General features: G+C 68.1%; 18 protein-coding genes. 16 read left to right on the top strand and 2 right to left on the bottom strand.

Annotation, left to right across the window (positions count from 1 at the left end; translation table 11 throughout):
* The first annotated feature begins 265 nt into the window (after positions 1–265).
* From A5706_RS18455 to A5706_RS18420, 8 genes are all read left to right on the top strand, one after another.
* Complete coding sequence (locus A5706_RS18455; RefSeq protein WP_156767213.1) at positions 266–3,790, top strand: DNA-directed RNA polymerase subunit beta; 3,525 nt, start codon at positions 266–268, stop codon at positions 3,788–3,790.
* A gap of 46 nt (positions 3,791–3,836) precedes the next feature.
* On the top strand, positions 3,837–7,784 hold the full coding sequence (locus A5706_RS18450) for a DNA-directed RNA polymerase subunit beta' (RefSeq protein WP_068133388.1): 3,948 nt from the start codon (positions 3,837–3,839) through the stop codon (positions 7,782–7,784).
* 135 nt (positions 7,785–7,919) lie between these two features.
* Complete coding sequence (locus A5706_RS18445; protein ID WP_068104604.1) at positions 7,920–8,675, top strand: deoxyribonuclease IV; 756 nt, start codon at positions 7,920–7,922, stop codon at positions 8,673–8,675.
* An 11-nt stretch (positions 8,676–8,686) separates the two neighbouring features.
* Positions 8,687–9,523, top strand: a complete 837-nt coding sequence (locus tag A5706_RS18440; protein ID WP_068133384.1) for a PHB depolymerase family esterase — start codon at positions 8,687–8,689, stop codon at positions 9,521–9,523.
* Between the two features lie 46 nt (positions 9,524–9,569).
* Positions 9,570–11,198 carry an acyl-CoA dehydrogenase family protein gene (locus A5706_RS18435; RefSeq protein WP_068133383.1) on the top strand — a complete coding sequence of 543 codons (1,629 nt, stop codon included), beginning with the start codon at positions 9,570–9,572 and terminating at the stop codon, positions 11,196–11,198.
* Positions 11,195–12,133, top strand: coding sequence for a crotonase/enoyl-CoA hydratase family protein (locus A5706_RS18430; RefSeq protein ID WP_068133380.1), 939 nt, complete (start codon positions 11,195–11,197; stop codon positions 12,131–12,133). Before A5706_RS18435 ends, A5706_RS18430 begins: the two co-directional genes overlap by 4 nt.
* 3 nt (positions 12,134–12,136) lie before the next feature.
* Complete coding sequence (locus A5706_RS18425) at positions 12,137–12,859, top strand: PaaX family transcriptional regulator C-terminal domain-containing protein (RefSeq protein ID WP_068133377.1); 723 nt, start codon at positions 12,137–12,139, stop codon at positions 12,857–12,859.
* Positions 12,856–13,623, top strand: coding sequence for a crotonase/enoyl-CoA hydratase family protein (locus A5706_RS18420; RefSeq protein ID WP_068133372.1), 768 nt, complete (start codon positions 12,856–12,858; stop codon positions 13,621–13,623). The genes A5706_RS18425 and A5706_RS18420 overlap by 4 nt, the downstream gene beginning before the upstream one ends.
* 10 nt (positions 13,624–13,633) lie before the next feature.
* Here A5706_RS18420 and A5706_RS18415 read toward each other — a convergent pair whose 3' ends face one another.
* Both A5706_RS18415 and A5706_RS18410 read right to left on the bottom strand, forming a co-directional pair.
* A complete protein-coding gene (locus A5706_RS18415) occupies positions 13,634–14,116 on the bottom strand; it encodes a DUF3060 domain-containing protein (RefSeq protein WP_068133370.1) in 483 nt (160 codons plus the stop codon).
* Positions 14,117–14,155: 39 nt separating this feature from the next.
* Positions 14,156–14,521 (bottom strand): DUF3060 domain-containing protein, encoded by a 366-nt coding sequence (locus A5706_RS18410; protein ID WP_068133367.1) that lies wholly within the window; start codon positions 14,519–14,521, stop codon positions 14,156–14,158.
* 114 nt (positions 14,522–14,635) lie between these two features.
* Between A5706_RS18410 and A5706_RS18405 the strand changes: the two genes are divergently transcribed.
* The 8 genes from A5706_RS18405 to A5706_RS18370 form a co-directional block, all read left to right on the top strand.
* Complete coding sequence (locus A5706_RS18405) at positions 14,636–15,289, top strand: TetR/AcrR family transcriptional regulator (RefSeq protein WP_068104583.1); 654 nt, start codon at positions 14,636–14,638, stop codon at positions 15,287–15,289.
* A 252-nt stretch (positions 15,290–15,541) separates the two neighbouring features.
* Positions 15,542–15,916: a 30S ribosomal protein S12 gene (rpsL, locus tag A5706_RS18400; protein ID WP_003879423.1), complete on the top strand. Its 375-nt coding sequence runs from the start codon at positions 15,542–15,544 to the stop codon at positions 15,914–15,916.
* The gene (gene rpsG / locus A5706_RS18395) at positions 15,916–16,386 is read left to right on the top strand and encodes a 30S ribosomal protein S7 (protein ID WP_067012878.1); all 471 of its coding nucleotides are present in this window, start codon (positions 15,916–15,918) and stop codon (positions 16,384–16,386) included. Before rpsL ends, rpsG begins: the two co-directional genes overlap by 1 nt.
* A 72-nt stretch (positions 16,387–16,458) precedes the next feature.
* A complete protein-coding gene (fusA, locus tag A5706_RS18390) occupies positions 16,459–18,564 on the top strand; it encodes an elongation factor G (protein WP_068133366.1) in 2,106 nt (701 codons plus the stop codon).
* Positions 18,565–18,719: 155 nt separating this feature from the next.
* The gene (gene tuf / locus A5706_RS18385; protein WP_068133363.1) at positions 18,720–19,910 is read left to right on the top strand and encodes an elongation factor Tu; all 1,191 of its coding nucleotides are present in this window, start codon (positions 18,720–18,722) and stop codon (positions 19,908–19,910) included.
* Between the two features lie 159 nt (positions 19,911–20,069).
* Entirely contained in the window at positions 20,070–21,626 is a 1,557-nt protein-coding gene (locus A5706_RS34990) for a PE family protein (protein WP_068133360.1), read from the top strand.
* A gap of 134 nt (positions 21,627–21,760) precedes the next feature.
* Positions 21,761–22,558: a PE family protein gene (locus tag A5706_RS34985; protein WP_068133357.1), complete on the top strand. Its 798-nt coding sequence runs from the start codon at positions 21,761–21,763 to the stop codon at positions 22,556–22,558.
* Positions 22,559–22,643: 85 nt separating this feature from the next.
* Positions 22,644–23,358 (top strand): hypothetical protein (locus A5706_RS18370; protein ID WP_068133354.1); only part of this gene is annotated, 715 nt, incomplete at its 3' end.

The raw sequence follows: 23,358 nt of genomic DNA, 5'->3' as shown, positions 1-23,358 counted from the left end.
TGATTGTTGTGGGTAGTTGAGGAATGCGCGGTCCTGCGCTATTGTTGGACGTTGCGCTGGCTACCTCCTGCCCACCTCACAATCGCCACTTGACCGCTAACGACACTGTGGTCTTAGCCTGAGCCCCCTCCCGCGGCTTAGCTATTTAGTTGCGCGCGTGAGATCTGGGCAGATCGTTCGCCAGCCGTACCGACAAAATTGATGCGGCGAACGCAGCCGGTTTCCCCGGGGCAGTGAGTCGCACGAGGTGCTGGAAGGACGCATCTTGGCAGATTCCCGCCAGAGCAAGAGTCGCCACCAGAGTTCCAAAGACTCGAATTCCACCAATGGCTCCGTGCCCGGAGCACCCAACCGAGTTTCCTTCGCCAAGCTCCGCGAACCGCTTGAGGTTCCGGGGCTGCTCGACGTGCAGACCGACTCCTTTGAGTGGCTGATCGGGTCGCCGCGCTGGCGCGAGAGCGCTATGGCGCGCGCGGCGGGCATGGGAGGGGCCAACCCGGTGGGCGGCCTTGAAGAGGTGCTCTATGAGCTCTCGCCGATCGAGGACTTCTCGGGCTCGATGTCGCTGTCTTTCTCCGATCCCCGCTTTGACGAGGTCAAGGCGCCGGTCGACGAGTGCAAAGACAAGGACATGACCTACGCGGCCCCGTTGTTCGTCACGGCCGAGTTCATCAACAACAACACCGGCGAGATCAAGAGCCAGACGGTGTTCATGGGCGACTTCCCGATGATGACCGAGAAGGGCACCTTCATCATCAACGGGACCGAGCGCGTCGTCGTCAGCCAGCTGGTGCGCTCGCCCGGCGTCTACTTCGACGAGACCATCGACAAGTCCACCGAGAAGACGCTGCACAGCGTCAAGGTGATCCCCAGCCGCGGGGCGTGGCTCGAGTTCGACGTCGACAAGCGCGACACCGTCGGCGTGCGCATCGACCGCAAGCGTCGCCAGCCGGTCACCGTGTTGCTCAAGGCGCTGGGCTGGACCACCGAGCGGATCACCGAGCGGTTCGGTTTCTCCGAGATCATGATGTCGACGCTGGAGAAGGACAACACCGCCGGCACCGACGAGGCGCTGCTGGACATCTACCGCAAGCTGCGTCCGGGCGAGCCGCCGACCAAGGAGTCCGCGCAGACCCTGCTGGAGAACCTGTTCTTCAAGGAGAAGCGCTACGACCTGGCCCGCGTGGGCCGCTACAAGGTCAACAAGAAGCTCGGCCTGAACACCGAGAACCCGATCACGACGACCACGCTGACCGAAGAGGACGTCGTCGCGACCATCGAGTACCTGGTGCGCCTGCACGAGGGGCAGTCGGTGATGACCGTCCCCGGCGGCGTCGAGGTGCCGGTGGAGACCGACGACATCGACCACTTCGGCAACCGGCGGCTGCGCACGGTCGGCGAGCTGATCCAGAACCAGATCCGGGTCGGCATGTCCCGGATGGAGCGCGTCGTCCGCGAGCGGATGACCACCCAGGACGTCGAGGCCATCACGCCGCAGACGCTGATCAACATCCGGCCGGTGGTCGCCGCGATCAAGGAGTTCTTCGGCACCAGCCAGCTGTCGCAGTTCATGGACCAGAACAACCCGCTGTCGGGTCTGACCCACAAGCGCCGCCTGTCGGCGCTGGGCCCCGGCGGTCTGTCCCGTGAGCGCGCCGGCCTGGAGGTCCGTGACGTGCACCCGTCGCACTACGGCCGCATGTGCCCGATCGAGACCCCGGAGGGTCCGAACATCGGTCTGATCGGCTCGCTTTCGGTGTATGCGCGGGTCAACCCGTTCGGGTTCATCGAGACGCCGTATCGGAAGGTCGTGGACGGGGTCGTTACCGACGAGATCGTGTATTTGACCGCCGACGAGGAGGACCGCCACGTGGTGGCGCAGGCCAACTCGCCGATCGACGAGAGCGGCCGGTTCGTCGAGCCGCGCGTCCTGGTCCGCCGCAAGGCGGGCGAGGTCGAGTACGTGCCGTCGTCCGAGGTCGACTACATGGACGTGTCGCCGCGCCAGATGGTGTCGGTGGCCACCGCCATGATCCCGTTCCTCGAGCACGACGACGCTAACCGCGCCCTGATGGGTGCCAACATGCAGCGCCAGGCGGTTCCGCTGGTGCGCAGCGAGGCACCGCTGGTGGGCACCGGCATGGAGTTGCGTGCCGCGATCGACGCCGGCGACGTCGTCGTCGCGGAGAAGGCCGGGGTGATCGAGGAGGTCTCCGCGGACTACATCACCGTGATGGCCGACGACGGCACCCGGCACACCTACCGGATGCGCAAGTTCGCCCGTTCCAACCACGGCACCTGCGCCAACCAGTCGCCGATCGTCGACGCGGGCGACCGCGTCGAGGCCGGCCAGGTGATCGCCGACGGCCCCTGCACCGAGAACGGTGAGATGGCCCTGGGCAAGAACCTGCTGGTGGCGATCATGCCGTGGGAGGGCCACAACTACGAGGACGCGATCATCCTCTCCAACCGCCTGGTCGAAGAGGACGTGCTGACCTCGATCCACATCGAGGAGCACGAGATCGATGCCCGCGACACCAAGCTGGGCGCCGAGGAGATCACCCGGGACATCCCCAATGTCTCCGACGAGGTCCTGGCCGACCTCGACGAGCGCGGCATCGTGCGGATCGGCGCCGAGGTGCGCGACGGCGACATCCTGGTCGGCAAGGTCACCCCGAAGGGTGAGACCGAGCTGACCCCGGAGGAGCGGCTGTTGCGGGCGATCTTCGGCGAGAAGGCCCGCGAGGTCCGCGACACCTCGCTGAAGGTGCCGCACGGCGAGTCCGGCAAGGTCATCGGCATCCGGGTGTTCTCCCGCGAGGACGACGACGAGCTGCCGGCCGGGGTCAACGAGTTGGTCCGCGTGTACGTGGCCCAGAAGCGCAAGATCTCCGACGGCGACAAGCTCGCCGGCCGGCACGGGAACAAGGGCGTGATCGGCAAGATCCTGCCGGTCGAGGACATGCCGTTCCTGCCGGACGGCACCCCGGTGGACATCATCCTGAACACCCACGGTGTGCCGCGGCGGATGAACATCGGCCAGATCCTGGAAACCCACCTCGGTTGGGTCGCCAAGGCCGGCTGGAAGGTCGACACCGACAAGGGCGTTCCCGAGTGGGCCGCCAACCTGCCCGAGGACCTGTTGCACGCCGAGCCCAACGCCATCGTGTCCACGCCGGTGTTCGACGGCGCGCAGGAGGCCGAGCTGCAGGGTCTGCTGTCGGCCACGCTGCCCAACCGCGACGGTGAGGTGCTGGTCAACGGCGACGGCAAGGCGGTGCTGTTCGACGGCCGCAGCGGCGAGCCGTTCCCGTACCCGGTGACCGTCGGCTTCATGTACATCATGAAGCTGCACCACCTGGTGGACGACAAGATCCACGCCCGCTCCACCGGCCCGTACTCGATGATCACCCAGCAGCCGCTGGGCGGTAAGGCGCAGTTCGGTGGCCAGCGGTTCGGTGAGATGGAGTGCTGGGCCATGCAGGCCTACGGCGCCGCGTACACGCTGCAGGAGCTGTTGACCATCAAGTCCGACGACACCGTCGGCCGGGTCAAGGTGTACGAGGCGATCGTCAAGGGCGAGAACATTCCCGAGCCGGGCATCCCCGAGTCGTTCAAGGTGCTGCTCAAGGAGCTGCAGTCGCTGTGCCTCAACGTCGAGGTGCTGTCCTCCGACGGCGCGGCCATCGAGCTGCGCGAGGGTGAGGACGAGGACCTTGAGCGGGCCGCCGCCAACCTGGGAATCAACTTGTCCCGCAACGAATCCGCGTCCGTCGAGGACCTGGCTTAATCACGTTTTTTTAGGTATCTAAACCCGCAAGGGGAAAGGGAGTTACGTGCTCGACGTCAACTTCTTCGATGAACTCCGTATCGGTCTGGCCACCGCGGAGGACATCAGGCAATGGTCTTACGGCGAGGTCAAGAAGCCGGAGACGATCAACTACCGCACGCTGAAGCCGGAGAAGGACGGCCTGTTCTGCGAGAAGATCTTCGGACCGACTCGGGACTGGGAGTGCTACTGCGGCAAGTACAAGCGCGTCCGCTTCAAGGGCATCATCTGTGAGCGCTGCGGCGTCGAGGTGACCCGCGCCAAGGTGCGCCGCGAGCGGATGGGCCACATCGAGCTGGCGGCGCCCGTCACGCACATCTGGTACTTCAAGGGTGTGCCGTCGCGCCTGGGCTACCTGCTCGACCTGGCGCCGAAGGACCTCGAGAAGATCATCTATTTCGCCGCGTACGTGATCACGTCCGTCGACGACGAGATGCGCCACAACGAGCTGTCCACGCTCGAGGCCGAAATGATGGTGGAGCGCAAGGGAGTTGAGGACCAGCGCGACGCCGAACTCGAGGCGCGTGCGCAAAAGCTGGAGGCGGACCTGGCCGAGCTGGAGGCCGAGGGCGCCAAGGCCGACGCGCGGCGCAAGGTTCGCGACGGCGGCGAGCGCGAGATGCGCCAGATCCGCGACCGCGCCCAGCGCGAGCTGGACCGGCTGGAGGACATCTGGAACACCTTCACCAAGCTGGCCCCCAAGCAGCTGATCGTCGACGAGAACCTTTATCGCGAGCTCGTCGACCGCTACGGCGAGTACTTCACCGGTGCGATGGGCGCGGAGTCGATCCAGAAGCTGATCGAGAACTTCGACATCGACGCCGAGGCCGACTCGCTGCGTGACGTCATCCGAAACGGCAAGGGGCAGAAGAAGCTTCGCGCCCTCAAGCGCCTCAAGGTGGTCGCCGCGTTCCAGCAGTCGGGCAACTCGCCGATGGGCATGGTGCTCGACGCGGTGCCGGTGATCCCGCCGGAGTTGCGCCCCATGGTCCAGCTCGACGGTGGCCGGTTCGCCACCAGCGACCTCAACGACCTGTACCGCCGCGTGATCAACCGCAACAACCGCCTCAAGAGGCTGATCGACCTCGGCGCGCCCGAGATCATCGTCAACAACGAGAAGCGGATGCTGCAGGAGTCGGTGGACGCGCTGTTCGACAACGGCCGTCGCGGCCGCCCGGTCACCGGGCCGGGCAACCGCCCGCTGAAGTCGCTGTCGGATCTGCTGAAGGGCAAGCAGGGCCGGTTCCGCCAGAACCTGCTCGGCAAGCGTGTTGACTACTCCGGCCGTTCGGTCATTGTGGTCGGCCCGCAGCTCAAGCTGCACCAGTGCGGCCTGCCCAAGCTGATGGCGCTGGAGCTGTTCAAGCCGTTCGTGATGAAGCGGCTCGTCGACCTCAACCACGCGCAGAACATCAAGAGCGCCAAGCGGATGGTCGAGCGGCAGCGTCCCCAGGTGTGGGACGTGCTCGAAGAGGTCATCGCCGAGCACCCGGTGCTGCTGAACCGCGCGCCGACGCTGCACCGGCTGGGCATCCAGGCCTTCGAGCCGATGCTGGTGGAGGGCAAGGCGATTCAGCTGCACCCGCTGGTGTGTGAGGCCTTCAACGCCGACTTCGACGGTGACCAGATGGCGGTGCACCTGCCGTTGAGCGCCGAGGCGCAGGCCGAGGCCCGCATCCTGATGCTGTCGTCGAACAACATCCTGTCGCCGGCGTCCGGCCGCCCGTTGGCCATGCCCCGACTGGACATGGTGACCGGGCTGTACTACCTGACCACCGAGGTCGACGGCGACACCGGCGAATACTCACCGGCCGCCAAGGACCAGCCGGAGGTCGGGGTGTACTCCTCGCCCGCCGAGGCGATCATGGCGTCGGACCGCGGTGTGCTGTCGGTGCGGGCCAAGATCAAGGTGCGGCTGACCCAGCTGCGCCCGCCCGCCGAGATCGAGGCGGAGCTGTTCCCCAACGGCTGGCAGCCGGGCGACTCCTGGATGGCCGAGACCACGCTGGGCCGGGTGCTGTTCAACGAGCTGCTGCCGGTGGCCTACCCGTTCGTGAACAAGCAGATGCACAAGAAGGTGCAGGCCGCGATCATCAACGACCTGGCCGAGCGCTACCCGATGATCGTGGTCGCGCAGACCGTGGACAAGCTCAAGGACGCCGGTTTCTACTGGGCGACCCGCAGCGGCGTCACGGTCTCGATGGCCGACGTGCTGGTCCCGCCGCGCAAGAAGGAGATCCTCGACCATTACGAGGAGCGCGCCGAAAAGGTCGAAAAGCAGTTCCAGCGTGGCGCTTTGAACCACGACGAGCGCAACGAGGCGCTGGTGGAGATCTGGAAGGAAGCCACCGACGAGGTCGGTCAGGCGCTGCGCGAGCACTACCCGGCCGACAACCCGATCATCACGATCGTCGACTCGGGTGCCACGGGTAACTTCACCCAGACCCGAACGCTGGCCGGCATGAAGGGCCTGGTGACCAACCCGAAGGGTGAGTTCATCCCGCGTCCGGTCAAGTCGTCGTTCCGCGAGGGCCTGACGGTGCTTGAGTACTTCATCAACACGCACGGCGCTCGAAAGGGCTTGGCGGACACCGCGTTGCGTACCGCCGACTCCGGGTACCTGACCCGTCGTCTGGTGGACGTGAGCCAGGACGTCATCGTCCGCGAGCACGACTGCGAGACCGAGCGCGGCATCGTCGTGGAGCTGGCCGAGCGCCAGCCCGACGGCACGCTGATCCGCGACCCGTACATCGAAACCTCGGCGTACGCGCGGACTTTGGGCACCGACGCGGTCGACGAGAAGGGCAACGTCGTCGTCGCGCGTGGCGAGGACCTGGGTGACCCGGAGATCGACGCGCTGCTGGCGGCCGGCATCACGCAGGTCAAGGTGCGCTCGGTGCTCACCTGCACCACCGGCACCGGCGTCTGCGCGACGTGCTACGGGCGCTCGATGGCCACCGGCAAGCTGGTCGACATCGGCGAGGCCGTCGGCATCGTCGCGGCGCAGTCCATCGGTGAGCCCGGCACCCAGCTGACGATGCGGACCTTCCACCAGGGTGGTGTCGGTGAGGACATCACCGGCGGTCTGCCCCGGGTTCAGGAGCTGTTCGAGGCTCGCGTGCCGCGCGGCAAGGCGCCGATCGCCGACGTCACCGGGCGCGTTCGCCTGGAGGACGGTGAGCGGTTCTACAAGATCACCATCGTTCCCGACGACGGCGGCGAGGAGGTCGTCTACGACAAGCTCTCCAAGCGGCAGCGGCTGCGTGTGTACAAGCACGAGGACGGGTCCGAGGGAGTGCTGTCCGACGGCGACCACGTCGAGGTGGGCCAGCAGCTGATGGAAGGCTCGGCCGACCCGCACGAGGTGCTGCGCGTGCAGGGCCCGCGCGAGGTGCAGATCCACCTGGTCCGCGAGGTCCAGGAGGTCTACCGCGCCCAGGGTGTGTCCATCCACGACAAGCACATCGAGGTGATCGTTCGCCAGATGCTGCGCCGCGTCACCATCATCGACTCGGGCTCGACGGAGTTCCTGCCCGGCTCGCTGATCGACCGCGCGGAGTTCGAGGCGGAGAACCGCCGGGTGGTGGCCGAGGGCGGCGAGCCCGCCGCCGGCCGTCCGGTGCTGATGGGTATCACGAAGGCGTCGTTGGCCACCGACTCGTGGCTGTCCGCGGCGTCGTTCCAGGAGACCACGCGAGTGCTGACCGATGCGGCGATCAACTGCCGCAGCGACAAGCTCAACGGTCTGAAGGAGAACGTGATCATCGGAAAGCTGATCCCGGCCGGTACCGGCATCAACCGGTACCGCAACATCCAGGTCCAGCCGACCGAGGAGGCCCGCGCCGCGGCGTACACGATCCCGTCCTACGAGGATCACTACTACAGCCCGGACTTCGGCCAGGCCACCGGAGCCGCGGTTCCGCTGGACGACTACGGGTACTCCGATTACCGCTAGTCCACACAGAAAAAGCCCCGGGTTTCGGCCCGGGGCTTTTTCGTACCCGCCGAGTGTCACGCCAGCGTGGCTCTGGCGTCCCAATGTCACGCTGGCGTGACGCTCGCGTCGGCTGCGCTTACTACACTGGCCACCGTGCTCATCGGTTCGCACGTCCACTCCGACGATCCCCTGGCCGCCGCGCAGGCCGACGGCGCCGACGCGGTGCAGTTCTTCCTGGGCAACCCGCAGAGCTGGAAGAAGCCCAAACCGCGCGACGACGCGGAGGCGCTGAAGGCGTCGACCATCCCGCTGTACGTCCACGCGCCGTACCTCATCAACGTGGCCTCGGCCAACAACCGCATCCGCATCCCGTCGCGCAAGATCCTGCAGGACACCTGCGACGCCGCCGCGGAGATCGGCGCCACGGCGGTGATCGTGCACGGCGGCCACGCCGACGACGACGACATGGAGGCCGGATTCGAGCGGTGGGTCAAGGCGCTGGACTACCTCGAATCCGATGTGCAGGTGTACCTGGAGAACACGGCGGGCGGCGACCACGCCATGGCCCGTTATTTCGACACCATCGGCAGGCTCTGGGATCACATCGGGGACAAGGGAATCGGCTTCTGCCTGGACACCTGCCACGCGTGGGCCGCGGGTGAGGAGCTGATCGACGCGGTCGACCGGATCAAGGCCCTGACGGGCCGCATCGACCTGGTGCACTGCAACGACTCGCGCGACGCCGCGGGCTCGGGCGCCGACCGGCACGCCAACTTCGGCACCGGTCAGATCGACCCCGACCTGCTGGTCGCGGTGGTCAAGGCCGCCGACGCGCCGGTGATCTGCGAGACCGCCGACGAGGGCCGCAAGGACGACATCGCGTTCCTGCGGGAAAACACCGGCGGCTGATCCGCGGGCCCATGCTCGGTCGGCTCGCGGCGCTTCTCGGAGTGGTCCTGCTGGTCGCCGGCTGCGCGCCGTGGCGCGAACTTCCGTCGGGCTTCGTCACCGGCACCAGCCTGCACCACCTCAACGTCGGCGGCCACGATCGCGACTATCGGCTCTACAAGCCCGCGGAAGCGCCCGCGTCGGCCGCACTGGTGGTCGTCATGCACGGCTATTCCGGCAGCGCCGCGCAAGCCGAAAGAGGTTACGACTGGGACCGTTTGGCCGATTCGGCCAAATTCGTCGTCGCCTATCCGGATGGGTTGGACCGGGCCTGGAACGTCGACGGGGAGGGTTGCTGCGGCCGGCCGGGACGGGAGGGCGTCGACGACGTCGCCTTCATCAGCGCGGCCGTCGCCGACATCGCCCGCAACGTCGGCATCGACCACGCCAAGGTCTACGCCACCGGCATGAGCAACGGCGCCATCATGTCCTTCACGCTGGCGTGCACCACCGACATCTTCGCGGCGATCGGCCCGGTTGCCGGCACCCAGCTGAACGCGTGCCGCAGCCCGCGCCCGACATCGGTCGTGCACATTCACGGCACCGCCGATCGGCTCGTCCCGTACGCCGGCGGGCAGGGCTTCAGCGTCATCAACGGCCCGTCGGTGCCCGACGTCAATGCGTTCTGGCGCAACCTCGACCAATGCGGCGCCGCGACCGCGACCACCAGCGGCCCCGTCACCACCTCGGCGGCGGCGTGCGCGGACAACCGCGGCGTCGTCCTCGTCACCGTCGACGGCGGCGGCCACGAGTGGCCGCCGTTCGCGACCCAGACGCTTTGGCAATTCTTCGCGGCGCACCCGCGCTGATCATTACAGCTCTTGTGCGACTGTCGGAAAAATGTAACATGAACCCATGCCTGATACCCATGTCGTGACCAACCAGGTTCCGCCCCTGGAGAACTACAACCCGGCCACGTCCGCCGTTCTCGTCGAGGCCTTGATCCGCGAGGGCGGGCAGTGGGGCGCCGAAGAGGTGAACGAGCTCGGGGCGCTCGCCGGCAGCCGCGAGGCGCAGCGGTGGGGCGAGCTCGCCGACCGCAACCGGCCGGTGCTGCACACCCACGATCAGTACGGGCACCGCATCGACGAGATCGAGTACGACCCGGCCTATCACGAGCTGATGCGCGCGGCGATCGGCCACGGCATCCACGCGGCGCCCTGGGCGCACGCGCGCCCGGGCGCGCACGTGGTGCGCGCCGCGAAGATGTCGGTTTGGAACGTCGAGCCCGGACACACCTGCCCCGTCTCGATGACGTACGCCGTCGTCCCGGCCCTGCGCTACAACCCCGAACTGGCGGCGATTTACGAGCCGCTGCTGACCAGCCGCGAGTACGACCCCGAGTTGAAACTGGCCACCACGAAGGCCGGCATCACCGCGGGCATGTCGATGACCGAGAAGCAGGGCGGCTCCGACGTGCGCGCGGGCACCACCCAGGCGACGCCGAACGGTGACGGCAGCTACAGCCTGACCGGCCACAAGTGGTTCACCTCGGCGCCCATGTGCGACATCTTTCTGGTGCTGGCGCAGGCGCCGGGCGGGCTTTCCTGCTTCCTGCTGCCGCGGATCCTGCCCGACGGCACCCGCAATCGGATGTTCCTGCAACGGCTCAAGGACAAGCTCGGCAACCATGCCAACGCCTCAAGCGAGGTGGAGTACGACGGCGCCGTCGCGTGGCTGGTGGGTGAAGAGGGCCGCGGCGTCCCCACCATCATCGAGATGGTCAACCTCACCCGGCTGGACTGCACGCTCGGCTCTGCCACCAGCATGCGCACCGGCCTCACCCGCGCCATCCACCACGCCCAGCACCGAAAGGCGTTCGGCGCCTACCTGATCGACCAGCCGCTGATGCGCAACGTGCTGGCCGACCTGGCCGTCGAGGCCGAGGCCGCCACGATCGTCGCGATGCGGATGGCCGGTGCCACCGACAACGCGATCCGGGGCGACGCGACGGAGGCCCTGCTGCGCCGGATCGGCCTGGCCGCCAGCAAGTACTGGGTGTGCAAGCGCGCCACCCCGCACGCCGCCGAGGCGCTGGAATGCCTGGGCGGCAACGGCTACGTCGAGGACTCCGGCATGCCGCGACTGTTCCGCGAGGCGCCGCTCATGGGCATCTGGGAGGGCTCGGGCAACGTCAGTGCGCTGGATACGTTGCGCGCCATGGCAACTCGCCCCGAGTGCGTCGAGGTGCTGTTCGGCGAGCTGGGCAAAACCGCGGGTCAGGATCGCCGGCTGGACGGCCACGTCGAAAAGCTGCGGCAGCACCTGGCCGACCTGGACAACATCGCCTACCGCGCCCGGAAGGTCGCCGAGGACATCTGCCTGGCGCTGCAGGGCTCGCTGCTGGTGCGCCACGGCCACCCCGCCGTCGCCGAGGCATTCCTGGCCACCCGGCTCGACGGCCGGTGGGGCGGCGCATTCGGCACGATGCCCACGGGCCTCGACCTCGCACCGATTCTCGAGCGAGCGTTGGTCAAGGGGTGACCCACGCGATCAGGCCGGTGGACTTCGACAACCTGAAGACGATGACCTACGAGGTCACCGATCGGGTTGCGCGCATCACCTTCAACCGGCCGGAGAAGGGCAACGCGATCGTCGCGGACACCCCGCTGGAGCTCTCGGCGTTGGTGGAGCGCGCCGACCTCGACCCAAGCGTCCACGTCATCCTCGTGTCGGGGCGCGGCGAGGGCTTCTGCGCGGGCTTCGACCTGTCCGCCTACGCCGATCGCACCGGGTCGGCCGGGGGGACCGGCGCCTATCAGGGCACCGTGCTGGACGGCAAGACTCAGGCCGTCAACCACCTGCCGAATCAGCCGTGGGACCCGATGGTCGACTACCAGATGATGAGCCGCTTCGTGCGGGGGTTCTCCAGCCTGATGCACGCCGACAAGCCGACGGTGGTCAAGATTCACGGGTACTGCGTGGCCGGCGGCACCGACATCGCGTTGCACGCCGACCAGGTGATCGCCGCCGCCGACGCCAAGATCGGTTACCCGCCGACCCGGGTGTGGGGCGTCCCGGCGGCTGGGCTGTGGGCCCACCGGCTCGGCGACCAGCGCGCGAAACGCCTGCTGCTCACCGGCGATTGCATCACCGGCGCGCAGGCCGCCGAATGGGGCCTGGCGGTGGAGGCGCCGGACCCCGAGGACCTCGACGAGCGGACCGAGCGGCTGGTCGAAAGGATCGCCGCCGTGCCGGTCAACCAGTTGATCATGGTCAAGCTCGCGCTCAATTCGGCTCTGCTGCAACAGGGAGTGGCCACCAGCAGGATGGTCAGCACGGTGTTCGACGGTGTCGCGCGGCACACCCCCGAGGGGCACGCCTTCGTGGCCGACGCGGTCGAGCACGGCTTCCGGGAAGCCGTCCGGCATCGCGACGAGCCCTTCGGCGACCACGGCCGGAAAGCGTCACAGGTGTAGGCCATGCCGGACATGACGGCCCGGTCGGTGGTGCTCAGCGTGCTGCTCGGCGCCCACCCCGCGTGCGCCACGGCCGGCGAATTGATCGGCCTCACTGCCGATTTCGGCATCAAGGAGACCGCGCTTCGGGTGGCGCTGACCCGCATGGTCGGCGCGGGCGACCTGATCCGGTCCGCCGACGGCTACAGGCTCTCCGATCGATTGCTGGCGCGCCAACGCCGGCAGGACGATGCCATGCGCCCCCAAACCCGACCGTGGCGCGGGGACTGGCTGGTGCTGATCGTGACCAGCGTGGGCGGCGACGCCCGCACCCGCGCGGCGTTGCGAACCGCCATGCACGACAACCGCTTTGGCGAGCTCCGCGAAGGCGTCTGGATGCGGCCCGACAACCTGGCCTCGGAGCTGGACCCGGATGTCGCGGGTCGGGTGCGGACGCTCAGGGCGCGTGACGACGCGCCCGCAGAGCTGGCCGGCGAGCTGTGGGACCTGCCCGGTTGGGCCGAGACCGGCCGCCGGCTGCTCGGCGAGATGGCGGCAGCGTCGGACATTCCCGGCCGGTTCGTCGCCGCAGCGGCGATCGTGCGCCACCTGCTCACCGATCCGATGTTGCCGGCCGATCTGCTGCCCGCCGATTGGCCCGGCGACCGGCTGCGCGACGCTTACCACGACTTCGCCACCGAGCTGGCGCAGCGACGCAACCTACCCCGACTAGTGGAGGCAAAATGAGCGACCCGGTGCGTATCGAGCGAAACGGTCCGGTGACCACGGTCATCCTCGATCGGCCGGCGGCGCGCAACGCCGTCAACGGCCCCACCGCGGCCGCGCTCTACGCGGCGTTCGAGGAGTTCGACCGCGATGACACCGCATCGGTGGCCGTGCTGTGGGGAGACGGCGGAACCTTTTGCGCCGGAGCCGATTTGAAGTCCTTCGGCACGTCCGACGCCAACGAGGTGCACCGCACCGGCCCCGGGCCGATGGGGCCGACGCGGATGGTGCTGTCCAAGCCGGTGATCGCCGCGGTGAGCGGCTACGCCGTCGCCGGCGGCCTGGAGCTGGCCCTGTGGTGCGACCTGCGGGTCGCCGAGGAGGACGCCGTGTTCGGCGTGTTCTGCCGGCGCTGGGGAGTCCCGCTGATCGACGGCGGCACCGTGCGGCTGCCCCGGCTCATCGGGCAGAGCCGCGCCATGGACATGATCCTCACCGGCCGCGGCGTCCGGGCCGACGAGGCGCTGGCCATGGGGCTGGCCAACCGCGTCGTGCCCAAAGGCCAAGCGCGCCAAGCGGCCGAGGAACTGGCGGCAGAGCTCGCGGCCCTGCCGCAACAGTGCCTGCGGTCGGATCGGCTCTCGGCGCTGGCGCAGTGGGGCAGGCCGGAATCGGAGGCGATCGATTTCGAATTCGCCAGCATCGCGCGCGTCGCCGCGGAGGCGGCGGAAGGGGCCGGGAGGTTCGCCGCGGGGGCCGGGCGCCACGGCGCGGCGGCCAATTAGCCTGGCAGCCTTAGCCCTTGCTGATGGTGTTGCCCGAGCCGAGGTTGTCGACCTTCGGCTCGCCGTCCTTGTAGGTGACGGTGTTGTTCAACCCCACCACGCTGATGCGCGTGTCGACCTTGTCGATCGTGATCTTGTTGTTGGCACCGCCGATGGTCACCGTCACACAGGTGCCGGTGACGGTCAGCGTGTTGTTAGAGCCACCGACGTTGAGCGACTTGCCGTTCGCGCAATCAAGCGTGGCCGTCGTCCCCATCGACCCGTAGTTCAACGAGTTCCCGATCTCGACGGAGGCGGTCGTGCTCGCCCCACCCGAGCTCGTCGGCGCCGCGGCGCCGCTCGTCGTGGTGGCGGTGCTCTTCGTCGTGGTCGCTGTGGTGCCGCCGGGCGGATTGGCCGTCGAGCTGCAGCCCGCCAGCACTAAGGCCGCGGCGGCCGGCGCGAGGGCGAGCGCGGCCAGCCTGGACGAGCGGTCGGTGGTGTGGTCACGCATTGATCCTCGATTCCGGAGTTGAAGGTGCCGTGCCGTGCCTCAGCCCGGCACCTGCTGGAGCCGGTTGGTCATGCCAAGTTCGCGCCCGCGATCCCACAGGATAGGCGTGCCGCCGTGGTAGAAGACGGTCTCGTCGTAGCCGTACACGGTGATGTCGTGGGTGACCGAGTCCGCGATGACGGTGTTGCCCGACCCCATCACGGTGACGGCCCAGCAGTTTCCCTTGGCGTTGACGGTGTTCCCGGTGCCGTTGACGATCAGGGTGGCGTCGTTGCAGTCCAGCGTCTGGTCGACGCCCTGCCCGGTGATGTGCGTGTCGCCGTTCTTGGCGTCCGCGGCCGGCGCGGGGACGGCGACGATGACGGCGCAGGTGACCAGCGGCCCGGCGACGGTTGTCCAGTTCACTGCACGCCCCCTCTTAACACGGGTGAATCCGCTCGAATGAGCCTACGAGTTTCCCGGCCGCCGTCAACTAGAGTCATTAGTTAACCCACCCGGGATCAATCGAAGGGCGATCGCATGGCAGCTCCGGAACCGCCATCGGCGGCTGGGCGCCAGCGCGCCGGGAAGTCGGGGTCCCGCCCGGCCAAACTGAGCCGCGACGGCATCGTCGACGGCGCGCTGACCTTCCTGGACCGGGAGGGCTGGGACTCGCTGACCATCAACGCGCTGGCCACGCAGCTGGGCACCAAGGGGCCGTCGCTGTACAACCACGTGGACAGCCTGGAGGACCTGCGCCGGGCGGTGCGGATCCGGGTCATCGACGACATCATCACGATGCTGAACCGGGTCGGGGAGGGGCGCGCCCGCGACGACGCGGTGCTCGTCATGGCCGCCGCCTACCGCAGCTACGCGCATCACCATCCCGGTCGGTACTCGGCTTTCACCCGGATGCCGCTCGGCGGCGACGACCCCGAGTACGCGGCCGCCACCAGGGGCGCGGCCGCGCCGGTGATCGCCGTGCTGGCGTCCTATGGTCTGGACGGCGTCGAGGCGTTCCACGCCGCGCTGGAGTTCTGGTCCGCGATGCATGGCTTCGTGTTGCTGGAAATGACCGGCGTCATGGACGACATCGACACCGACGCCCTGTTCTCCGACATGGTGTTGCGGCTGGCTCGGGGTTTGGAGGGGCTGGAAAGGCGCTCCGCGCACCAGCGGGCCGCACCGGATTAAGCCGCTTTGACCTGCGAGACCGGCGGCGGGTATTGTGGTAGCTCGTGCCTGGCGGCTTACGGCGCCTGACGTAAGGAAGTGGATGCCGGGCTAATTCGCATGTCCACTACGCATCGGATCGAACTCCGTGCTGAGCGCTTGCGACACACCCGGCCGCGGGGTACACGAGTTAGTCCGAGGCGGGGGAAAACTGCAGTACACAGACTTAATAGCTGAGCCAGAACGCACACTTCAACACAGAAAGCCTCCTAGATGCCAACCATTCAGCAGCTGGTCCGCAAGGGTCGTCGGGACAAGATCGGAAAGGTCAAGACCGCGGCTCTGAAGGGCAGCCCGCAGCGCCGTGGCGTATGCACCCGCGTGTACACCACCACCCCGAAGAAGCCGAACTCGGCGCTTCGGAAGGTTGCGCGCGTCAAGCTGACGAGTCAGGTCGAGGTCACGGCGTACATCCCCGGCGAGGGCCACAACCTGCAGGAGCACTCCATGGTGCTGGTGCGTGGTGGCCGGGTTAAGGACCTGCCGGGTGTCCGGTACAAGATAATCCGCGGTTCGCTCGACACCCAGGGCGTCAAGAACCGCAAGCAGGCTCGTAGCCGCTACGGCGCCAAGAAGGAGAAGAGCTGATGCCGCGCAAGGGGCCCGCGCCCAAGCGTCCGTTGGTCAACGACCCGGTCTACGGGTCGCAGCTGGTCACCCAGCTGGTCAACAAAGTTCTGCTCAAGGGGAAGAAATCGCTCGCCGAGCGCATTGTTTATGGAGCGCTCGAGCAAGCGCGGGAAAAGACAGGCACCGACCCCGTGATCACGCTCAAGCGTGCTCTCGACAACGTCAAGCCCGCCCTGGAGGTGCGCAGCCGCCGCGTCGGTGGTGCGACCTACCAGGTGCCCGTCGAGGTGCGTCCCGACCGGTCCACCACGCTGGCGCTGCGCTGGCTTGTCAGCTTCTCGCGGCAACGCCGGGAGAAGACCATGATCGAGCGGCTGGCAAACGAACTCCTGGATGCCAGCAACGGCCTCGGGGCCTCCGTCAAGCGGCGTGAGGACACCCACAAGATGGCCGAGGCCAACCGCGCCTTCGCGCACTATCGCTGGTAGAGGCGACATTCGGCAGAGTCGCCGGGCGCAACTAGACAGCAACCGAGCAATCGAAAGAGTGGGAAGACTTCTGTGGCACAGAAGGACGTGCTGACCGACCTCACCAAGGTCCGCAACATCGGCATCATGGCGCACATCGACGCCGGCAAGACGACGACGACGGAGCGCATCCTCTACTACACCGGCATCAGCTACAAGATCGGTGAGGTGCACGACGGCGCCGCCACCATGGACTGGATGGAGCAGGAGCAGGAGCGGGGGATCACCATCACCTCCGCGGCCACCACCTGCTTCTGGAACGGCAACCAGATCAACATCATCGACACGCCCGGCCACGTCGATTTCACCGTTGAGGTGGAGCGCAGCCTGCGCGTGCTCGACGGTGCCGTCGCCGTCTTCGACGGCAAGGAGGGCGTCGAGCCGCAGTCCGAGCAGGTCTGGCGGCAGGCCGACAAGTACGACGTCCCGCGCATCTGCTTCGTCAACAAGATGGACAAGATCGGCGCCGACTTCTACTTCTCCGTGCGCACCATGGAGGAGCGGCTGGGCGCCAACGTCATTCCCATCCAGCTGCCCGTCGGCTCGGAGGGTGACTTCGAGGGCGTCGTCGACCTGGTCGAGATGAAGGCCAAGGTGTGGCGCGGCGAGACCAAGCTCGGCGAGACCTACGACACCATCGACATCCCGGCCGAGTTGGCGGAGAAGGCCGACGAGTACCGCACCAAGCTGCTCGAGGCGGTCGCCGAGACCGACGAGGCGCTGCTGGAGAAGTACCTCGGCGGCGAGGAGCTGTCGGTCGCGGAGATCAAGGCCGCGCTGCGCAAGCTCACGATCAGCTCCGAGGCCTACCTGGTGCTGTGCGGCAGCGCGTTCAAGAACAAGGGCGTGCAGCCCATGCTCGACGCCGTGATCGACTACCTGCCCTCGCCGCTGGACGTGCCGCCGGCCGTCGGGCACGCGCCGGGCAACGAGGACGAGGAGGTCGTGCGCAGGCCGTCGACCGACGAGCCCTTCTCGGCGCTGGCGTTCAAGGTCGCCACGCACCCGTTCTTCGGCAAGCTGACCTACGTCCGGGTGTACTCGGGCAAGGTCGATTCCGGCAGCCAGGTCATCAACGCCACCAAGGGCAAGAAGGAGCGGCTGGGCAAGCTGTTCCAGATGCACTCCAACAAGGAGAACCCGGTGGAGACCGCCTCGGCCGGCCACATCTATGCCGTGATCGGGCTGAAGGACACCACCACCGGCGATACCCTGAGCGACCCGAACCACCAGATCGTGCTGGAGTCGATGACCTTCCCCGACCCGGTGATCGAGGTGGCCATCGAGCCCAAGACCAAGAGCGACCAGGAGAAGCTCTCCCTGTCGATCCAGAAGCTCGCCGAGGAGGACCCCACCTTCAAGGTGCACCAGGACGTCGAGACCGGCCAGACCGTGATCGGCGGCATGGGCGAGCTGCACCTGGACATCCTCGTGGACCGCATGCGCCGCGAGTTCAAGGTCGAGGCCAACGTCGGCAAGCCCCAGGTGGCGTACAAGGAGACCATCCGTCGCGTGGCGGAGAAGGTCGAGTACACCCACAAGAAGCAGACCGGCGGCTCGGGCCAGTTCGCGAAGGTGCTGATCAACCTCGAACCGTTCCACGGCGAAGACGGCGCCACCTACGAGTTCGAGAACAAGGTCACCGGTGGGCGCATCCCGCGCGAGTACATCCCGTCGGTGGACGCCGGCGCGCAGGACGCCATGCAGTACGGCGTGCTGGCCGGCTACCCGCTGGTGAACCTGAAGGTCACCCTGCTTGACGGCGCCTTCCACGAGGTCGACTCGTCGGAAATGGCGTTCAAGATCGCCGGCTCGCAGGTGCTGAAAAAGGCTGCCGCGCAAGCCCAGCCGGTGATTCTGGAACCGATCATGGCCGTCGAGGTCACCACGCCCGAGGACTACATGGGCGACGTGATCGGCGACCTGAACTCCCGCCGTGGCCAGATCCAGGCCATGGAGGAGCGGGCGGGCGCGCGCGTCGTCAGGGCGCACGTGCCGCTGTCGGAGATGTTCGGCTACGTCGGCGACCTGCGGTCCAAGACTCAGGGCCGGGCGAACTACTCCATGGTGTTCGACTCGTACGCCGAAGTACCGGCCAACGTGTCGAAGGAGATCATCGCGAAGGCGACGGGCCAGTGAGTTCGCGAAGGCGACGGCGAGTGAGCGAAGCTCACGAGTAAGGAGCCGAGCAATCAGCTTTAGCGCACGAGTAAGCTGGCCAGGTTAACACCGCGGCCGAAACCCAAATAATCAACACTGCTTAACAAAGCACCAACAAGTCGGAGGACATAACAGTGGCGAAGGCGAAGTTCGAGCGGACGAAGCCCCACGTCAACATCGGGACCATTGGTCACGTTGACCACGGCAAGACCACGCTGACCGCGGCCATCACCAAGGTCTTGCATGACAAATACCCCACCCTGAACGAATCGCGCGCCTTCGACCAGATCGACAACGCGCCCGAGGAGCGTCAGCGCGGTATCACCATCAACATCTCCCACGTCGAGTACCAGACCGAGAAGCGTCACTACGCGCACGTCGACGCCCCGGGCCACGCCGACTACATCAAGAACATGATCACCGGCGCCGCCCAGATGGACGGCGCGATCCTGGTGGTCGCCGCGACCGACGGCCCGATGCCGCAGACGCGTGAGCACGTGCTGCTCGCCCGTCAGGTCGGCGTGCCCTACATCCTGGTCGCGCTGAACAAGGCCGACGCCGTCGACGACGAGGAGCTGCTCGAGCTCGTCGAGCTGGAGGTCCGCGAGCTGCTGGCCGCCCAGGAGTTCGACGAGGACGCCCCCGTGGTGCGGGTGTCCGCGCTCAAGGCGCTCGAGGGCGACGCCGAATGGGTGAAGTCCGTCGAGGAGCTGATGGACGCGGTCGACGAGTCGATTCCGGACCCGGTCCGCGAGACCGACAAGCCGTTCCTGATGCCCGTCGAAGACGTCTTCACCATCACCGGCCGCGGCACCGTGGTGACCGGTCGTGTGGAGCGCGGCGTCATCAACGTGAACGAGGAAGTCGAGATCGTCGGCATCCGCCCGACCAGCACCAAGACGACCGTCACCGGTGTGGAGATGTTCCGCAAGCTGCTCGACCAGGGCCAGGCCGGCGACAACGTCGGGCTGCTGCTGCGTGGCATCAAGCGCGAGGACGTCGAGCGCGGCCAGGTCGTGACCAAGCCGGGCACCACCACGCCGCACACCGAGTTCGAGGGCCAGGTCTACATCCTGTCCAAGGACGAGGGCGGCCGGCACACGCCGTTCTTCAACAACTACCGTCCGCAGTTCTACTTCCGCACCACCGACGTGACCGGTGTGGTGACGCTGCCGGAGGGCACCGAGATGGTGATGCCCGGTGACAACACCAACATCTCGGTGAAGCTGATCCAGCCCGTCGCCATGGACGAGGGCCTGCGGTTCGCGATCCGCGAGGGCGGCCGCACCGTCGGCGCCGGCCGGGTCGTCAAGATCATCAAGTAAATCTCGCTCGCGCGAAGCCCGGGCTCCCTCGCGGGACGCCCGGGTTTCGTGCGTTCGGGTCACGGCAACGCCTCGGATCGCGTTACCATCGGCGTCTGTTGAGTCCTTGTTCAATAACCGGGCTTTTGTGACCGCAGTGGCCGTTCGTGGAGGTTGAAAGTGTCGTTCGTGGTTGCGGCGCCCGAGTACGTCGCGGCGGCGGCGAAAGATCTGGCGAACATCGGCTCGACGATCGGTGCGGCCAACGCCACCGCGTGGGCCCCGACGTCGCACGTGCTGGCGGCCGGTGCCGACGCGGTCTCGGCGGAAATCGCCGCCCTCTTCGGCGCGCACGCCCAGGCCTATCAGGCCATCAGCGCCCAAGCGGCGTCCTTCCATCAGCGGTTCGTGCAGCTGATCACGGGCGGCGCAACTCAATACGCCCTGGCGGAGGCCGCGAACGCCTCGCCCCTGCAGACGCTGGAACAGGATGTGCTCGGCATCATCAACGCGCCCAGCGAGGCGCTGACCAATCGCCCGCTCATCGGCGACGGCGCCAACGGCGGCCCGGGCCAAAACGGCGCGCCCGGTGGGTGGATCCTCGGCAACGGCGGTAACGGCGGTGCCGGCACCGTCGCCGGAATGAACGGCGGCAACGGTGGACCCGCGGGACTGATCGGCAACGGCGGGGCCGGTGGGGCCGGTTTCGCGCAGCTTTTCGGCAATGCGGCCGGCACCAATGGCGGCGCCGGCGGGCACGGCGGGTGGCTGTACGGCAACGGGGGGGCCGGTGCGCCCGGCGGGGCCGGCGGCAACGGGTTTTCGTCTGGAGGCGGCGGTCACGGCGGCAATGGCGGCGCCGGCGGCCGCGCGGGACTGTTCGGTGGCATCGCCGGAAACGGCGGAGACGCCGGACGTGGCGGCAGCGCATTCCAATCGGGGGTCAGCGCAACCGGCGGGGATGGCGGCGACGGCGGTATCGGCGGCATGGCCGGGCTGCTCGGCGCCGGTGGTCACGGCGGGAACGGCGGCGACGGCGGGGTAGGCAACACCGGTAGCCCGGGGCCCAACGGCGGGTCCGGCGGCGACGGCGGGCAGGGCGGCTTCGGTGGGCTGTTGTTCGGAGTCGGCGGGGCCGGCGGAAACGGCGGCATCAGCCAGGGATTGAACGTGGCGAACCAACTCGATGGCGGCTTCGGTGGTTTCGGTGGTTACGCCGGGCTGTTCGGCGATGGCGGCGCCGGCGGGGCGGCCGGCGCCTACCTGGGTGGCGGCGGCGGGCTCGACGGGCTGGGCGGTTACGGCGGGAACGGCGGGCTGCTGTTCGGCACCGGCGGCCAAGGCGGATCGTCCGGGACGGGATTCGGCGGCAACGGCGGCAACGCCTGGATTTTCGGCAACGGGGGCCACGGCGGCGTGGCCACCGGCACGTTCGGTTCCGGCGGATATGGCGGCAACGGTGGCTTTCTGATCGGCAACGGCGGGGCCGCCGGCGCGGCCACCGGCGCCCATGGCGTGGGCGGCAACGGCGGTGGCGGCGGAGTCATCGGTAGCGGCGGCGACGGCGGATCCGGCACCGGCCTCGACGGCAACGGCGGAGACGGCGGCAACGCCGGCTACATCGGCAACGGCGGCGCCGGCGGCAACGGCACCCAATTCACGGGGACGGCCGGCTTCGGGGGCGCCGGCGGCAAGTTGTTGGGCGCGCACGGCCCGGCCGGCGCCGTACTGCCGTAAATCCCGCGCATCCGGCTCCCTCTATTGCCGAAACTGGAGGCGGGCCGCGCGGGTTACTATAGATTCAGCCTATTCCGTCCGTGTCTAATGACCGGGCGATTGCCCTAGCTGAGCGGCCTGCCCTGGAGGTTCGGATGTCGTTCGTCTTCGCGACGCCCGAATACCTGGCCGCGGCGGCATCCGACCTGGCGAACATCGGTTCGACCATCAGCTCCGCCAACGTGGCCGCGTCGGGCCCCACGTCGGGGGTCCTGGCCGCCGGCGCCGACGAGGTGTCGGCGAGCATAGCCGCGCTGTTCGGCGCCCATGCGGAGGTCTATCAGGCGCTCAGCGCCCAGGCGGCGCTGTTCCACCAGCAGTTCGTCGACCTGATGAGCAGCGGCGGGGTGCAATATGCGCTCGCCGAGGCCAGCAACGCGTCGCCGCTGCAGACCCTCGAGCAAGGGGCTACGAGCGCACTCAGTGCGCCCGCCCAGGCGGCGGGGGTGGCCATCCAGGCCGCCACCGGCGCCGGCGGGTCCCCGGCGGCCGCCGCCGGTGTCGGACCCGGTGCGTTCGGTGCCGGGGGGAGCGGCGCGGCCGGTCAGCTGATCAGCAGCGTCGGCGCCGACCCCGCCGCGGCGGCCGCCGGAACCGGCGGAACCTTCAGTCCCGGCGGGGCCGGCCTCACGGGCAGCCTGGTCGCCGGCCAGAACCTCGGCGCCGTCCCCGCGGCCGGTGGCAGCGGCGCGTTGGCTGAGTCCGGTGGTGCCGTCGAGACCGCCGCCGCCGAAGACCTCGCCATCGGCGAAACCCCCGTGGCCGCCCCGGCGGTCACTCCCCTGGCGGGCTTGCCGACGCCGGGATCCGCCGCGCCGGCCGCGGCGGCCCGACCCGGCACCCCGGCGTATTCTCCCGCGCCGGCGGGGGCGTCCGAACCCGCCGAGGAGTGATCGGCGCTCGAGCACGCTTTGCGAGCGTCCCGCCGGCGACGGCGTTAATCTGACCCGGACTTCCCAGCGAGACGAGGAGAGACACGTGTTGGCGCGCTACCTCAAGGCACAGTTGATCGTTTTGCTGTGCGGCGGCCTGGTCGGGCCGATCTTTTTGGTCGTCTACTTCACCATGGGGTTCGGTGACCTGCTGGCTTGGATGCTCTACGTCGGCCTGCTGATCACCGTCGCCGACGTGGTGATCGCGATCGCGCTGGCCAACTTCGGGGCGAAGTCGTCCGCCAAGAACGCGGAGCTCGAACAGACCGGCGTGCTGGCGCTCGCGCAGATCACCGGGCTCACCGAGACCGGGACGTGGATCAACAATCAGCAGGTGGTGAAGGTGCACCTGCACATCGCCGGGCCCGGGTTCCTGCCGTTCGACAGCGAGGACCGGGTCATCGCCCACCTCACCCGGCTCGGCAACCTCAACGCCCGCAAGGTGGTCGTGCTGGTCAACCCGACCACCCAGGAATACCGCATCGACTGGGAGCGAAGCGCTTTGGTCAACGGGCTGGTGCCCGCGCAGTTCACCCTGAGCGAAGACAACAGGACCTACGATCTCAGCGGGCAGGCGGGTCCGGTGATGGAGATCCTGCAGATCCTGAAGGCCAACAACATCCCGCTGAACCAGGCGGGCGACCTCCGGTCGAATCCGGTGGTGCGCCAGCAGATCCAGGCCGTGGTCCGCCGCGCGGCCGCCCAACAGGCGCCGGCACCCCAGCCCGCGGCGGCCGGCGGCCCGGCGCCCGCCGGGACGC

Origin of the sequence: Mycobacterium sp. E796 (genome assembly GCF_001672815.1) — a bacterium.
Taxonomy (GTDB): Bacteria; Actinomycetota; Actinomycetes; order Mycobacteriales; family Mycobacteriaceae; genus Mycobacterium.
This window is presented reverse-complemented; position numbering and strand designations above follow the sequence as displayed.